Source organism: Pedococcus sp. P2_E2 (assembly GCF_056403955.1).
In genome coordinates, this window is the sequence record NZ_JBFUEM010000006.1 from 78,648 (window position 1) to 92,119 (window position 13,472).

At 70.6% G+C, this 13,472-nt stretch carries 15 protein-coding genes; 11 read left to right on the top strand and 4 right to left on the bottom strand.

Translation table 11 applies throughout. The features are described from left to right. Positions 1–15 precede the first annotated feature (15 nt). Positions 16–1,401 (top strand): bifunctional folylpolyglutamate synthase/dihydrofolate synthase, encoded by a 1,386-nt coding sequence (locus tag AC1DWR_RS13595; RefSeq protein ID WP_477612471.1) that lies wholly within the window; start codon positions 16–18, stop codon positions 1,399–1,401. 30 nt (positions 1,402–1,431) lie between these two features. On the opposite strand, the gene AC1DWR_RS13600 is transcribed toward AC1DWR_RS13595, so the two are convergent. Beyond that, a complete protein-coding gene (locus AC1DWR_RS13600) occupies positions 1,432–1,563 on the bottom strand; it encodes a hypothetical protein (RefSeq protein ID WP_255358323.1) in 132 nt (43 codons plus the stop codon). Positions 1,564–1,751: 188 nt separating this feature from the next. Here AC1DWR_RS13600 and AC1DWR_RS13605 point away from each other — a divergent pair, with 188 nt between their 5' ends. Further along, positions 1,752–2,150, top strand: a complete 399-nt coding sequence (locus tag AC1DWR_RS13605; RefSeq protein ID WP_477612472.1) for a DUF4233 domain-containing protein — start codon at positions 1,752–1,754, stop codon at positions 2,148–2,150. Here AC1DWR_RS13605 and AC1DWR_RS13610 read toward each other — a convergent pair. Further along, positions 2,050–2,769, bottom strand: a complete 720-nt coding sequence (locus AC1DWR_RS13610; protein ID WP_477612473.1) for a DUF998 domain-containing protein — start codon at positions 2,767–2,769, stop codon at positions 2,050–2,052. The two genes, AC1DWR_RS13605 and AC1DWR_RS13610, sit on opposite strands and share 101 nt — an antisense overlap. 43 nt (positions 2,770–2,812) lie before the next feature. On the opposite strand from AC1DWR_RS13610, the gene ndk reads away from it, so the two are divergent. Beyond that, positions 2,813–3,241, top strand: coding sequence for a nucleoside-diphosphate kinase (gene ndk, locus AC1DWR_RS13615; protein ID WP_477612474.1), 429 nt, complete (start codon positions 2,813–2,815; stop codon positions 3,239–3,241). A 45-nt stretch (positions 3,242–3,286) separates the two neighbouring features. Here ndk and AC1DWR_RS13620 read toward each other — a convergent pair whose 3' ends face one another. Beyond that, positions 3,287–3,814 (bottom strand): MarR family winged helix-turn-helix transcriptional regulator, encoded by a 528-nt coding sequence (locus AC1DWR_RS13620; RefSeq protein ID WP_477612475.1) that lies wholly within the window; start codon positions 3,812–3,814, stop codon positions 3,287–3,289. A 68-nt stretch (positions 3,815–3,882) separates the two neighbouring features. On the opposite strand from AC1DWR_RS13620, the gene AC1DWR_RS13625 reads away from it, so the two are divergent. From AC1DWR_RS13625 to AC1DWR_RS13660, 8 genes are all read left to right on the top strand, one after another. Then, on the top strand, positions 3,883–5,142 hold the full coding sequence (locus tag AC1DWR_RS13625; RefSeq protein WP_477612476.1) for an MFS transporter: 1,260 nt from the start codon (positions 3,883–3,885) through the stop codon (positions 5,140–5,142). Positions 5,143–5,290: 148 nt separating this feature from the next. Then, positions 5,291–6,304 (top strand): rod shape-determining protein MreB, encoded by a 1,014-nt coding sequence (mreB, locus tag AC1DWR_RS13630; protein ID WP_477613404.1) that lies wholly within the window; start codon positions 5,291–5,293, stop codon positions 6,302–6,304. Between the two features lie 36 nt (positions 6,305–6,340). After that, complete coding sequence (gene mreC / locus AC1DWR_RS13635; RefSeq protein WP_477612477.1) at positions 6,341–7,162, top strand: rod shape-determining protein MreC; 822 nt, start codon at positions 6,341–6,343, stop codon at positions 7,160–7,162. 2 nt (positions 7,163–7,164) lie between these two features. Further along, on the top strand, positions 7,165–7,656 hold the full coding sequence (locus AC1DWR_RS13640; protein WP_477612478.1) for a rod shape-determining protein MreD: 492 nt from the start codon (positions 7,165–7,167) through the stop codon (positions 7,654–7,656). Between the two features lie 16 nt (positions 7,657–7,672). Then, on the top strand, positions 7,673–9,691 hold the full coding sequence (gene mrdA / locus AC1DWR_RS13645; RefSeq protein WP_477612479.1) for a penicillin-binding protein 2: 2,019 nt from the start codon (positions 7,673–7,675) through the stop codon (positions 9,689–9,691). Positions 9,692–9,739: 48 nt separating this feature from the next. Next, positions 9,740–11,134, top strand: coding sequence for a dihydrolipoyl dehydrogenase (gene lpdA / locus AC1DWR_RS13650; RefSeq protein ID WP_477612480.1), 1,395 nt, complete (start codon positions 9,740–9,742; stop codon positions 11,132–11,134). 62 nt (positions 11,135–11,196) lie between these two features. Then, complete coding sequence (locus tag AC1DWR_RS13655; protein ID WP_477612481.1) at positions 11,197–11,784, top strand: GNAT family N-acetyltransferase; 588 nt, start codon at positions 11,197–11,199, stop codon at positions 11,782–11,784. Then, positions 11,742–12,938: an acyltransferase family protein gene (locus AC1DWR_RS13660; protein WP_477612482.1), complete on the top strand. Its 1,197-nt coding sequence runs from the start codon at positions 11,742–11,744 to the stop codon at positions 12,936–12,938. The genes AC1DWR_RS13655 and AC1DWR_RS13660 overlap by 43 nt, the downstream gene beginning before the upstream one ends. 5 nt (positions 12,939–12,943) lie before the next feature. Here AC1DWR_RS13660 and AC1DWR_RS13665 read toward each other — a convergent pair whose 3' ends face one another. After that, on the bottom strand, positions 12,944–13,333 hold the full coding sequence (locus AC1DWR_RS13665; RefSeq protein ID WP_477612483.1) for a TfoX/Sxy family protein: 390 nt from the start codon (positions 13,331–13,333) through the stop codon (positions 12,944–12,946). Between the last annotated feature and the right edge of the window lie 139 nt (positions 13,334–13,472).

Below are 13,472 nucleotides of genomic sequence, written 5' to 3' on the forward strand. Positions count from 1 at the left end.
GGAAGACTGAAACCCATGCCTGCCCCTGATGCCGCCCAGCGCGAGGCCGCGCACAACCTCGAGGTCATCAAGGCGATGCGAGAGGCCGAGGAGGCCATCCTCGCCCGCGCCCCCGAGCACGACCTGCAACCGAGCCTGGACCGGATCGCCGCGGTCATGGAGCTCCTCGGCGACCCCCAGCGCACCTACCCGGTCATCCACCTCACGGGGACCAACGGCAAGACGTCGACGACCCGGATCATCGACTCGCTGCTGCGTGAGATGGGCCTGAAGACGGGGCGGTTCACCTCACCCCACCTGCACAGCGTGCGCGAGCGGATCGCTTTCTCCGGCGAGCCGATCAGCGCCGAGAAGTTCCTCGAGGCCTACGACGACGTGCTGCCCATCATCGAGATCGTCGATGCCCGGTCGGTCGCCGACGGGGGGCCGCGGATGACCTACTTCGAGGTCCTCGTGGCCGTTGCGTATGCCGCGTTCGCCGACGCCCCCGTCGACGTCGCCATCGTGGAGGTGGGCTTGGGCGGCAGCTGGGACGCCACCAACGTGGCTGACGGTTCGGTCGCCGTCGTCACTCCCATCGCGCTGGACCACCAGCACTTCCTCGGCAACGACGTCGTCGACATCGCCACCGAGAAGTCCGGCATCATCAAGCCCGACTCCGTGGCGGTCATCGGTGTCCAGGAGCCGGACGTCGCCCAGATCCTCGCCGACCGTGCGGCCGAGGTCGGCGCCCGGATCGCGTTCGAGGGCAACGACTTCGGCTTGCTGACAAGGGACGTGGGTGTCGGCGGGCAGCAGATCGCCATCCGTGGTCTGGGTGGCGACTACGAAGACCTGTTCCTGCCCCTCCACGGCGCGCACCAGGCGCACAACGCCACGCAGGCCCTGGTCGCCGTGGAGGCGTTCTTCGGTGGGGGAGAGCAGCGGCTGGATCCCGACATCGTCCGGGCGGGCCTCGCCCGGGTCGCCTCGCCGGGTCGCCTCGAGATCGTGCGGCGTTCACCGACCGTCATCGTGGACGCAGCGCACAACCCCGCTGGCGCGATGGCACTGCGGGACGCCCTGGAGGACTCGTTCAACTTCGCGAAGATCGTGGGAGTCATCGCCATCCTCAAGGACAAGGACGCCACCGAGATGCTCGAGATCCTCGAGCCGGTGCTCGACCACGTGGTGGTCTCGCGCACGACCTCGCCCCGCGCCATGAGGCCTGACGACCTGGGTGAGCTGGCCGTGGACATCTTCGGCGAGGACCGGGTCACGGTGGTCCAGGACCTGCCCGACGCCCTGGACGTCGCGGCGGGACTCGCCGACGAGGGCGGCGTCGGGGGCGGTGTGCTGGCGACGGGCTCGGTCACCACTGCCGCCGAGGTGCGGATGCTGCTCGGCGCGACCGACGTCTGAGCCGGTCGCGCCGACAGCGTGTGGGTACGGCTACTTCTTGCCGATCTGCCCCACGTCGAGGTGGGTCTTTGCGTCGGCCTTGGCGTGCTTCTCGGCGCGCTTCTCCTTGATGGACTTGCCGGCCTTCTTGGCCAGGTGTTGTCGAGGTGACTTGTCGGCCATGGTGGTGCTCCCAGCGCTAGGAAGCCTGAATGACTCCGTTCTGTGACAGTACGCCAGGTCCGGCGCTCTCGGCCCGGCCACACGGCATACGCTCGGAGCATGTTCGGGAAGCTGATCGTCCTCGCCATCGTGGTCGCCGTGGCCTTCTGGCTGCTCACCAGGTTCCGTGACTCCCACCGGGGCGGTCGATGAAGGGCATCGTCTTCTACGGCGCGCTCGGCAAGTTCACCTGGCGGATGCTCGCGACCGTGCTCGGCAGCCAGGGGGTCGTGGTGTTCCTCGGCGCGCTGGTGGCCCGTGGCCTGGCCAGCGCCGAGGGTGACGACCGCAGCCATGCCTGGTTGTGGACCGGTGTCGGTCTCGCAGTGCTGTGCTGGCTCGCCGCCGGGATGATGCGTCGGCCGTGGGGGGTGACGCTGGGGTGGCTCATCCAGGTGCTGACCTTCGCCAGCGCGGTGGTGGTGCCCGCGATGCTCGGTGTCGGGCTCATCTTCCTGGCGTTGTGGGTGGGCTCGCTGGTCCTGTGTCACCGGGTGGAGGAGCAGGTGGCGGCGCGGCAGCGGGCCGACGTCGCCCAGCAGCAGTAGCAGCACCGGTCGCAGCACCGGTCGCAGGAGCAGCTGCCAGGAGGGCCAGCGGGAGCCACAGCTTCGCCGGCCAGATGGCGGCGCGCTCGGCCAGCCCCGACCAGTGGTCGGCGCCGAGCAGTCCCGCGAAGGTGACGACGCCAGCGAGGGCCACGCCGGCGAGGACCAGGCCAGCGCTGCGCAGTCGGCCAGGCGTCGACAACCGCGCGTGCAGCAGCAGGGCGAGCGGCTGCGCCACGAAGACCGGGAGCGCCACGAGGGAGTGGGCCAGGGGGTGGGTGTCCACGGGCAGGAGCCCGACGCCGACCGAACCCAGCCCGGCCACGACCCACAGCCAGCCGACCAAGGCGGGTCGTCCGTGCGCCCTGAGCAGCGGGAGGGCGCCCAGTGCCTGGAGGATCCCGAAGAGGATGAACGTGAGGTCCATCAGCACCGGGGCGGACGAGCACCCGACCTCGTGGGGCGAGCAGGACGTGCCGAGGGCGCTGATCGTGTCGTCGGCCAGCGAGTACTGCACGCCCGCGAGGAGAGCCAGCGCAACCTCGATGACGAGGTAGGCAGGCTGGACCAGCCACGCGGCATACCTGACGTCCTTGCTCGTCCCCGCCACCTCTTGCACACCGCGACGCTAGTCCCTGCCGTTGCTCGGTAGGCTGGCGGCCGTGACGACTCAGACCGAACGCTCCCTTGTCCTGGTCAAGCCCGACGGCTTCGCCCGCGGCCTCAGTGGCGAGGTGCTTCGCCGCATCGAGGCGAAGGGTTACACCCTCGCCGCGCTCGCGGTGACCACCCCCACCCGCGAGCAGCTCGCCGAGCACTACGCCGAGCACGAGGGCAAGCCGTTCTACGAGCCGCTCGTCGAGTTCATGTCCAGCGGTCAGGTGACCGCCGTCGTCATCGAGGGCAACCGCTGCATCGAGGGGTTCCGTGCGCTCGCCGGAGCCACCGACCCGACGGCCGCGCTGCCCGGCACCATCCGTGGTGACCTCGGCCGTGACTGGGGCAAGAAGGTCCAGGAGAACATCGTGCACGGCTCGGACTCCGCGGAGTCGGCTGCCCGCGAGATCGCGATCTGGTTCCCGAACCTGTAGTCGCTGGGGCCCGGACAAGCCTCAAAGCCCTGGAAGCACTGAGGGCTAGGACGTCTCGAGGTCGTCGAGACCGCTGATCACCACTTCGAGGAGCGCCGCCAGCTGGTCGCGCTCCTCGCGGGTCAGGCCGGCGAGGATGTCGGACTCGACGACGTTGGCCTCGCGCACCGCCGCCTCGAACAGCTCCCAGCCCTGCTCGGTGAGCTCGACGAGGACTCGGGTGCGGTTCTCCGGATCGGGGGAGCGGCGCACCACACCGCGTTCGGTCATCCGGTCCAGCCGGTGCGTCATCGAGGACGCGGCCACGTTCGTCGCGTCGGCCAGCCGGCTCGGCGTCAGCGTGCCGTCCGCCGTGGCCAGCTGTGCCACCACCGACCACTCGCCGTGGGAGAGGTCGAGGTCCACGAGCTGGCGCGTGTACCACTGCTCGAGCTTGCGGCCCAGGGAGTTCACCGCCGTGATCACGCGCTGCACGGACTCGTCGCCGCCTGCCGCGACGTAGGTCGCCACGGCTTCCCGGTACTGCTCCTGGGCGCTCTGGGCGCCTTTCACGTTCTTGGACCTCGGGGGCATGCCGTCATCTTCGCATGCTAAGATTTCGATATCGAAATATTCGAACTCGAAGAACTGTTGAAGTGACCATGCGCGCCCGTCTGTTGATCCTCGCCTCTGCCGTAGCCATGCTCGGCTGGGGCACTGTCCTGCCCTACCAGTACGCCTACGCCGCGACGACGCGCGGCTGGGGGTCGCTGGTTGCGGCGGCAGCATCGAGCCTGTTTTCGGTGGGCGCGCTCCTGGCCGCTCCCGTGGCTGGCCGCCTCGCAGACCGCATGTCGCCCGTCATGGTCGCGGTGGGCGCCAAGGTGGTCGCCGCGGCTGGTGCCGCCTCCCTCATCTGGGCGGACGGCCCGGTGTCGTTCCTCGTCGGCATGTTCGTGTTCGGCCTCGGGATCACCGCCGCGGGTCCCGCCCAGTCCGTGCTCGTGCTGCGCTGGGTGGGCGGCTCCGACCGCCGCCGGGTCTTCGCGTGGCAGTTCACCGGCCAGGCCCTCGGCATGGCCGTCGGGGCGTTCGGCGCCGGTTACGTCGTCGACCTCGACCGCGCTTCCGGCATGTGGCCCGCCTTCGCCGGCGCGGCTGCCGGCTTCCTCGTCTCCGGCCTCCTCCTGCTGGCCGCAGGTGCCAGGCGATGGGGTATGCCGGTGGGCTCGCTCGACGAGCCCGGCCTTGCCTCCGAGGGGGTCGGCTCGGCCGGCCCGCGAGAGGCACTGCGCGCCATCTGGGCCATTCCGGCCCTGCGCTGGACGGCGCTGGTCACGGTCACGCTGGCCCTGGGCTTCTACGCCCAGTTCGAGTCGGGGCTCCCTGCCTACGCCCTCACGGTCCTGCACGTGGAGGAGACCACCATCGGCCTGGCTGCCGCCGTCAACTGCGTCGTCATCATCGCGCTGCAGATGCTGGTCGTCAGGCTGACGGCCAAGCGCAGCGGGGCGACCCTGCTGATGGGTGTGGGCGCCATCTGGACGCTGTCCTGGCTGGTGCTCGCCGCCTCCTCGCTCGCCCCTGAGCTGTCCGCGGCCCTGTTCGTCACGACGTTCGGGATCTTCGCGGTCGGCGAGACGATGTATGCTCCCGTGCTCAACCCGCTGACCGCCAGCCTGGCTCCGTCCGGCCTCGTCGGCACCACGCTCGGCCTGTTCACTGCGCTGCAGACCGGTTTCTCGGCCGCCGGCCCGCTGGTGGCTGGGGTGGTGCTCGGGGCGGGCTTCGGAGGCCTGTTCATCGGCCTGCACGTGGCGATCAGCCTGCTCGCCGTGTTCGGGGCTTGGCGGCTGCGTGTGGCGATGCGCCCACGGCGGTCGGCCGTGCCGCGCCGCGTCGAGGCCGAGCTGGCAGCCTGATCCACGCGGCATACCTCACCTTGCCACCCGCAAAACGGCCGTTGCGACGCAACCCGGGCCACTATCGGGACGGCTCGGGCGCGGCTCCCGGATCGCGGTGGGGAGCCGACCTAGCATCGCGGGCGTGAGAGGCGGTGCGGGCGGCTGGATGACGTGGGGTCGAGACCTGGCGATCGACCTGGGCACCGCCAACACCCTGGTCTACGAGCGGGGTCGCGGCGTGGTCCTCGACGAACCCTCGGTCGTGGCCGTCGAGGCAGCCACGGGCAAGCTGATCGCCGCAGGCGCGCGGGCCAAGGAGATGCTCGGTCGCACGCCGGGCCACGTCCGAGCGGTGCGGCCGCTGGCCGACGGGGTCATCTCCGACGCCGACGTGACCGAACAGATGCTGCGGTACTTCGTCGACCAGGTGCGTCCCTCCCGACTGGTCCGTCCCCGGATGGTCGTCTGCGTCCCGAGTGAGGTCACGGGAGTCGAGCGCCGTGCCCTCGAGGACGCCGCGGTGCGCTCGGGCGCTCGCCGGGTCTACGTCATCGAGGAGCCCATGGCTGCCGCCATCGGGGCGGACCTGCCGGTCAACGAGACCTCGGCCTCGATGGTGGTCGACATCGGCGGTGGCACGACCGACGTCGCCGTCATCAGCCTCGGAGGGATCGTGACGGCCCGTTCGGTCCGCGTCGGTGGCGACGAGATCGATGAGGCGGTGATCGCGCACGTCAAGAGCGAGTACTCCTTGCTGCTGGGGGAGCGCAGCGCCGAGGACATCAAGGTCGCGGCGGGATCAGCCTTTCCCCTCAGTCAGGAGACGAGTACCCGCGTCCGGGGCCGCGACCTGGTCAGCGGCCTGCCCAAGACCGTCACCATCTCCAGCCAGGAGGTCCGCCGAGCGATCGAGGGGCCGGTGCTGCAGATCGTCGAGCTCGTGCGGGCGACGCTCGACGTCTGCCCACCGGAGCTGGCAGGCGACATCCTCGACAACGGGATCACGCTGACGGGCGGGGGAGCGCTGTTGCGCGGACTCGACGAGCGACTCCGGCACGAGCTCGGCGTCCCGGTGCGGGTGGCCGACGACCCGTTGCGGGCCGTCGTGCGCGGCTCGGGACGATGCATCGAGGAGTTCTCGACCCTCCAGCGGGTCCTCATCGACACCCGCCGTTTCTGACCGATGCGTGCCCCCTCCCGACTCAGGCTCCTGGTGGTGCTGGTGGTCTTGACCGTCGTCGCCCTCTGCGTCGACGTGTCCGGTGGCCGGGGTGTGGCACCGCTGCGGTCGGCGGGTGGAACGGTGCTCGGGCCGCTCGAACGCCTCCTGTCAGCCCGGGACCCCCAGGGCACCCGGGACCCTCAGGACCCCCACGACCTTCAGGAAATCGTGGATGCCCGCGTCCCGCGCGACGAGGTCCTGCGCGCCCAGGCTTCGCAGAAGTCCGTGACAGGGCAACAGCTCCAGGGGCTCCTGGACTCGCCCGACCTGGCCGGGGGCGCGTTCGTCCCCGCGCGGGTCGTCGCCGTCGGCCGCGAGGGGGCAGCGGGACCCGAGCGGGTGACGCTCGACGCCGGGTCGCGCGACGGTGTGCGGACCGACCTGTCCGTGGTCGGCGTCGACGGTCTGGTCGGGCGCGTGGTGACGGTCTCCCCGTGGACCTGCGACGTGCTGCTCGTCGGCAGCGCTGACCTCCTCGTGGGCGTGCGGGTCGGAGCGGCCGGCACCCTGGGCGCGGTGGGCAGCGGGGCCCAGGGCGCACACCGTCGTCCTGCGGGCGAGCTCAACCTCACCGTCGTCGAGCGCGGTCTGGTGCGGACGGGTGACGCGGTGACCACGTTGGGCAGCGTCGGAGGATCGCCCTTCCCCCCGGGGCTGAGGGTGGGCACCGTGGAGCGCGTCGACGACGCCCCCGGCGACCTCACGCCCACGGCCTCCGTCCGCCCCGCGACCGACGTGACCACCCTTGGAGTGGTCGGCATCCTGCGCACCGGTCCGCGCTCCACGCCGAGGCCGGCCGTCACGGGTGGGGGCTGACCGTGCCCGTGCCCAGCCTCGCCCTCACCCTTCGTGGCCTCCTGCTGCTGGTCGCCGCCGTGGCCACGGTGACCCTGGCTGCCCGCTCGCAGCTGGTCCTGCCCGACCTGGTCCTCCCCGTCGTGGTGGCCGGCGCCCTGCGCACCGGCGCCGCCCGCGGTGCGCTGCTCGGCCTGGCGGGTGGCTGGCTGGTCGACCTGATGCCACCAGGTTCGGCGGTGCTCGGCACCGCAGCCCTGGTGTATGCCGCGGCCGGGCTCCTCGCCGGGGCCGGAAGGCGCGAGGGAGAGACGCCGTTCGGCTGGGTCGCCGTCGTGGGACTGGGTAGCGCCGCACTCGTCGCGACCGGACGGCTCGTGGTCGCGATGCTGTCGGGGGCGGCTGTCGACTGGCACGTCGTCGGGCTGCGCCTAGTGCTCACCGCGCTGCTCTGCGCGATGTTCGTGCCCGTGCTCGTCAACCTCGAGCGGCGACTGGCCCGAGGACGACGATGAAGCGCGGGTGGCGAGCGTGAGGCGCTCGCGCATCGCGCGGGACCACTCGCCTCGGGTGTGGGTCCTCGGACTCGTGGTGCTGTGCTTCATGGGCACGCTCCTCGGTCGGTTGGGGCAGGTCCAGATCGTGGGCCACGAGGATTACCAGCGGGCAGCGGCCACCCTCAACACCCGCACGGTGACCGAACCTGCCGTCAGGGGCCGCATCCTCGACCGCACCGGTCTGCCCCTCGTGGACAACACGACCGAGACCGTGGTCACCGTCGACCGGGGACAGCTCGTCGAGTCAGAGGACGGTGGGCGCGACCTCGTCCATCGCGTGGCCCGTGTGCTGGGGGCGGACTTCGACCAGCTGTGGGGGCGCACCCAGCTCTGCGGGGTGCAGGGCGCGCCACCGGCGCCGGTCTGCTGGGCCGGATCCGCCTACGTGCCGATCCCGTTGGCAAGCGGCGTCGATCCCCGCAGGGCACTGAGTCTCCTCGAACGTCCGGATCTCTTTCCGGGAGTGGGGGTCTCGGCTCAGCCAGTGCGGGACTACCCCGCCCAGCGGACCGTCAACGCGGCTCACGTGCTCGGCTACCTCGCTCGATCGGACGCCGAGGACGTGGCGGCGTCGAGGGGCGCGATCGGCGACCTCGACCTGGTGGGTCGGTCCGGGCTGGAGCAGCAGTACGACACCCAGCTCCGCGGCACCCCTGGGACCAGCACGGTCGCAGTCGACCCCCGCGGCATCGTCACCCGGACGCTCGGGCAGACCGACCCCGTTCCCGGTCGGGACGTCGTCACCAACCTCGACGCCAGGGTGCAGGCCGCCGCGGAGGCTGCCCTGGCGTCGGCCGTCGCCTCGGCGCGCAAGCACGGTCACCGGGCTGACTCCGCGGCGGCGGTGGTCCTGGACGTCACCAATGGTGGTGTCGTCGCGGCAGCGAGCTACCCGTCCTACGACCCGGATGTCTGGACGGGGGGCGTGACCCCGGCCGAGCTCGCGCGACTCACCGACGCGTCAGCCGGGACCCCGCTCGTCTCCCGCGTGACCTCGGCGGCGTTCTCGCCCGCCTCGACCTTCAAGGTGGTCAGCCTGCCTGCCGCTGTCAGGGCCGGGAACTCGCTCGACGGGACCTACAATTGCACGTCCGGCTACACGATCGGGAACCGCAGGTTCGCCAACTTCGAGTCCCGCGCCTATGGGCGGATCTCCCTGCGCAAGGCGGTGGAGGTCTCCTGCGACACGATCTTCTACGACTTCGCCTACCGGTCCTGGTTGGCGCAGGGCGGGCTCGCGGCGAAGTCCGATGCCAGGGACCCTTTCGTCGCGATGGCCGACGCGTTCGGCCTCGGACGGGCCACGGGCATCGACCTGCCCGGCGAACAGGCCGGGCGGATCCCCGGCCGTACGTGGAAGCAGCGGCAGTGGGACCAGACCCGCACCGAGACCTGCAGGCACGCCAAGTCCGGTTACCCGGAACTGCTGGCCACCGACCCGAGCCGCGCGGCATACCTCAAGGGGCTTGCCGTCGAGAACTGCCAGAGCGGCTTCCAGTTCCGTGCCGGGGACGCGGCCAACTTCGCGATCGGGCAGGGTGACATCACGGTCACGCCCCTGCAGATGGCTCAGGTCTATGCAGCCATCGCCAACGGTGGAACGCTCTGGAAGCCGGAGGTCGCGCGCGCCTTCGTCGCTCCTGGGGGGTCAACGGGCGGGGCCACCGAGCGGGTCGCTCCCGTCAGGACGGGGACCGTGCCCTTCCCCGCCGGCACGCTGTCCTTCCTCCGGGGCGCGCTCGTGGGGGTCGTGACCTCGGGCACCGCCAGGGGAGCGTTCGCCGGCTTCCCGCTCGACCAGTGGCCAGTGGCGGGGAAAACCGGGACCGCAGAGGCGTTCGGCAAGCAGGACACCGCCTGGTTCGTGTCCTACGCACCGGCCACCAGACCTCGGTATGCCGTGGCGGTGGTGGTCTCGCAGGGGGGCACCGGAGGCGAGGGGGCCGCACCCGTTGCCCGGCGGATCCACGAGGTCCTGCGCACCCTGAGGTAGGGATGGGCGAAGTGGGGCGATGGCAGGACAGTCAGTAGGCTGACCGCCATGGCTGACTTCGATGTCGTAGTTCTCGGTGCTGGTCCTGGCGGGTACGTCGCGGCGATCCGCGCCTCCCAGCTCGGTCTCAAGGCCGCGGTGGTCGAGTCCAAGTACTGGGGCGGGGTCTGCCTCAATGTCGGGTGCATCCCGTCCAAGGCGCTCCTGCGCAACGCCGAGCTGTCCCACATCCTGACGCACGAGAAGGACAAGTTCGGGATCGAGGGCGACGCAACGATGGCGTTCGGCCCGGCCCACGCCCGCTCGCGCGCGGTGTCCGCCGGCATCGTCAAGGGCGTCCACTTCCTGATGAAGAAGAACAAGATCACCGAGATCGACGGCTGGGGCACGCTGACCAGCCCGACCTCGATGGACGTCGCACTCAGCTCCGGCGAGAAGCAGACGGTCACCTTCGACAAGCTCATCATCGCCACCGGTGCCACGACCCGGCTCATCCCCGGTACGTCCCTCTCGGACCGGGTCGTGACCTACGAGGAGCAGATCCTCACCGACCAGCTGCCCCAGTCGATCGTCATCGCCGGGTCCGGTGCGATCGGCGTCGAGTTCGCCTACGTCATGAAGAACTTCGGGGTCGACGTGACCATCGTGGAGTTCCTCGACCGGATGGTGCCGACCGAGGACGCCGAGGTGTCCAAGGAGCTGCTCAGGCACTACAAGAAGCTCGGGGTCACGGTCCTGCTGTCGACCAAGGTCGAGTCGATCGACGACAGCGGCGAGAAGGTCAAGGTCACGGTGTCGCCCGCCGCAGGTGGTGAGTCGACGGTCATCGAGACGGACAAGGTGCTGCAGGCCATCGGCTTCGCCCCGCGCCTCGAGGGTTACGGCCTCGAGTCCCTCGGCGTGGCCACGGAACGCGGAGCCATCGTCATCGACGACCACTGCCGCACCAACGTCGACAACGTCTATGCGATCGGCGACGTGACCGGCAAGCTCATGCTGGCCCACACGGCCGAGGCGCAGGGTGTCGTCGCGGCCGAGACCATGGCCGGGGCCGAGACCATGCCGGTCGAGTACGACTTCATCCCCCGGGCGACGTTCTGCCAGCCGCAGATCGCCTCGTTCGGCTACACCGAGGAGCAGGCCCGGGGCAAGGGCTTCGACGTCAAGGTCGCGAAGTTCCCCTTCTCGGCCAACGGCAAGGCGATGGGACTCGGCGACGCCGTCGGCTTCGTCAAGGTCGTGGCCGACGCGAAGCACAACGAGATCATCGGCGCCCACCTCATCGGCCCCGAGGTGACCGAGCTGTTGCCCGCGCTGACCCTGGCCCAGAAGTGGGACCTCACCGCAGACGAGGTCGCCCGCAACGTCTTCGCCCACCCGACGCTCTCCGAGGCGGTCAAGGAAGCAGTCGAGGGCATCGCCGGCCACATGATCAACCTCTGATCGCCACCTCGCCGATCCTTGTCGTCTCGCCGTCCGCTCACGGACAGTTCGGAGTTCCCGGTATGCCGCGCGTGAGCCTGCCGATCACGACCGAGAGGCTCGTCCTGCGCAGCTTCCGTCCCGGTGACGAGGACGACGTCTTCACCTACCGGTCGGTGGCGTCGGTCGTGAGGTACATCCCGGGCGAGCCCAAGACCCGCGAGCAGGTGGCGGACCTGGTGGCCGAGCGGGCCACGGCCGGCCGGCTCGACGAGAAGTCGCCGATCCTCACCCTCGCGGTGGAGCTGCACGGGCGCGTCATCGGCGACGTGCTCATCCACCTCGACGGACTCGACGGCCACGACGGACGGCAGGCCGAGATCGGCTGGGTGTTCGCCCCCGACGTGGCGGGTCAGGGGTACGCCACCGAGGCGGCCCGTGCCATCACCGAGGCCGCGTTCCGAGAGGTCGGGGTCCACCGCGTGTGGGCCCAGCTCGAGCCTGTCAACACCGCGTCGTCGCGCATCTGCGAACGGCTGGGCATGCGACGCGAGGCACTGTTCGAGAGGGCCTCCTGGTTCAAGGAGCAGTGGACCGACCTGGCGATCTATGCGCTCCGCGCCGACGAGTGGTCGGGCCGGGCGACAGAGGGTGCTGGGGCCGGCTCCTGACTTCCCCGAGGGCGACTCCGACGCCGAGCTCGGAGCGCCGCTCGCCGCTGCCCGCGCTGACCGGACTGCGCGTCCTGGCCGCGGCGTGGGTCGTGCTGTTCCACTACCGGCCCGACCTCGAGGCGCTCGCTCCGTGGACGGTGCCTGCCGACACCCTGATGCGTGCGGGGTACCTCGGCGTGGACTTGTTCTTCCCCTTGAGCGGTTTCATCTTGGCCTACAACTACGCCGACTCCATGCGGGCCTTCTCCGGGCAGTCGACCGTGTCGTTCATCCGCAGCCGGTTCGCGCGCGTCTGGCCGGTGCACTTCGTGGCGCTCAACATCGACCTGGGCATGGCTGTCGCCATGGGCACCCTCGGGATCGGCGAGGGCGGGCAGCGGCGCACGCCCGCGGCATACGGGCAGAACGTGCTCATGGTGCAGAACTGGTTCAACGACCGCCCGAGCTTCAACGGTCCGGCGTGGTCGATCGGCTCCGAGTGGTTCGCCTACCTCGTGGCACCGGCGCTCTTCGTGCTCGCGGCGCGCGTGGTCAGGGCGCGCAGCTCCCTGCTGCTCGCCGCCCTGTCGTATGCCGTGATGCTCACCGTCTTCGCGGCGTTCGCCCTGCCCAACGGCAACCTCGAGCACATGTTCTACGTCCGCATCATGGGGGAGTTCGTCGCAGGGATCTTCCTCTGCCTCGCCTGGGTGCGTGGCGGTGTGGCCCTCGGACGACTGGCTCCGCTGCTGCCGTCCGTCGTGCTCGTGGTGGCCCTGGTCCCGGCGGTCGCCTCAGGGGACTACTGGATGGCCCCGGTGATGGGGCTGGTCGTGGCGGTCGTGGCGACGGCCGGCGGCTCGGTCGGGCGCTGGCTGTCCACGCCGCTCATGGTGGCCGCGGGGGAGGTGTCGTACTGCCTCTACATGACGCACTACCTGATGCGTCCTGTCGTCACTGGGCTGCGCGAGTGGGGCGACGACGCGTGGTGGACGGCGGGTCTGGCAGTTGTGGCCGTGGTGCTCGTCCTCGGGGGCGCCGCCTGGCTGATGCACGTCGTGGTCGAACGCCCGGCGCGCACGCTCTTGCACGCGCGTTCGCTGTCCGCGACCCGCCCGGCGCCCGAAGCCCAGACCGAACGTGAGCCCGAACTCGTGGGCGCCCGCGGCTGAGCGGCCTACGTCGTGGGCTCGGTTGCCCGCTTGGCGGTTGCCTTCTTGGCGGTTGCCTTCTTGGCCTTGGGCGGCAGGGTGGCGATGTGGTCCCGCGCCCGGTCCGTCCAGGTGGACGTCTCCTCGTCGGACAGGTCGGAGGGCAGCGACAGCCATCCGTTCATGGGGCGCTCGGCGGGTCCGAACGGGCCGCTGCCGGGGAGGGCCTGCAGCTCCTCCAGCCCCGCGGGGTCGAGCTTGACCCCGACGTCCTCACCGAACAACCCGGCGTACATGTTGCCGTTGACGAACGCGCCGACACTGCCGAACATCGGCTTGACCTCAACGCCCGGCGCGTCGCTGATCAGGCTGCGGAAGCGGGTCTTGGCCTCGTCACTGTGCTTGGGCATCTGCATGTCCCCATCCAACACTGCTTGCGCCGGCTGGGGGAGCCTGCAGCGGCGCACGCGCGGTGCACCGGCGGTGCATCGGCGGTGCATCGGCGGCGATTAGGGGCCCAACCCGCCCGCTGGTAACCTTGCAACCGCCGTAGAC

Bases quoted from the DNA above. Each gene is read 5' to 3' on its own strand.
- AC1DWR_RS13595 (WP_477612471.1), top strand. From the start codon at position 16: ATGCCTGCCCCTGATGCCGCCCAGCGCGAGGCCGCGCACAACCTCGAG.
- AC1DWR_RS13600 (WP_255358323.1), bottom strand. From the start codon at position 1,563: ATGGCCGACAAGTCACCTCGACAACACCTGGCCAAGAAGGCCGGCAAG.
- AC1DWR_RS13605 (WP_477612472.1), top strand. From the start codon at position 1,752: ATGAAGGGCATCGTCTTCTACGGCGCGCTCGGCAAGTTCACCTGGCGG.
- AC1DWR_RS13620 (WP_477612475.1), bottom strand. From the start codon at position 3,814: ATGCCCCCGAGGTCCAAGAACGTGAAAGGCGCCCAGAGCGCCCAGGAG.
- AC1DWR_RS13625 (WP_477612476.1), top strand. From the start codon at position 3,883: ATGCGCGCCCGTCTGTTGATCCTCGCCTCTGCCGTAGCCATGCTCGGC.
- mreB (WP_477613404.1), top strand. From the start codon at position 5,291: ATGACGTGGGGTCGAGACCTGGCGATCGACCTGGGCACCGCCAACACC.
- lpdA (WP_477612480.1), top strand. From the start codon at position 9,740: ATGGCTGACTTCGATGTCGTAGTTCTCGGTGCTGGTCCTGGCGGGTAC.
- AC1DWR_RS13655 (WP_477612481.1), top strand. From the start codon at position 11,197: ATGCCGCGCGTGAGCCTGCCGATCACGACCGAGAGGCTCGTCCTGCGC.
- AC1DWR_RS13665 (WP_477612483.1), bottom strand. From the start codon at position 13,333: ATGCAGATGCCCAAGCACAGTGACGAGGCCAAGACCCGCTTCCGCAGC.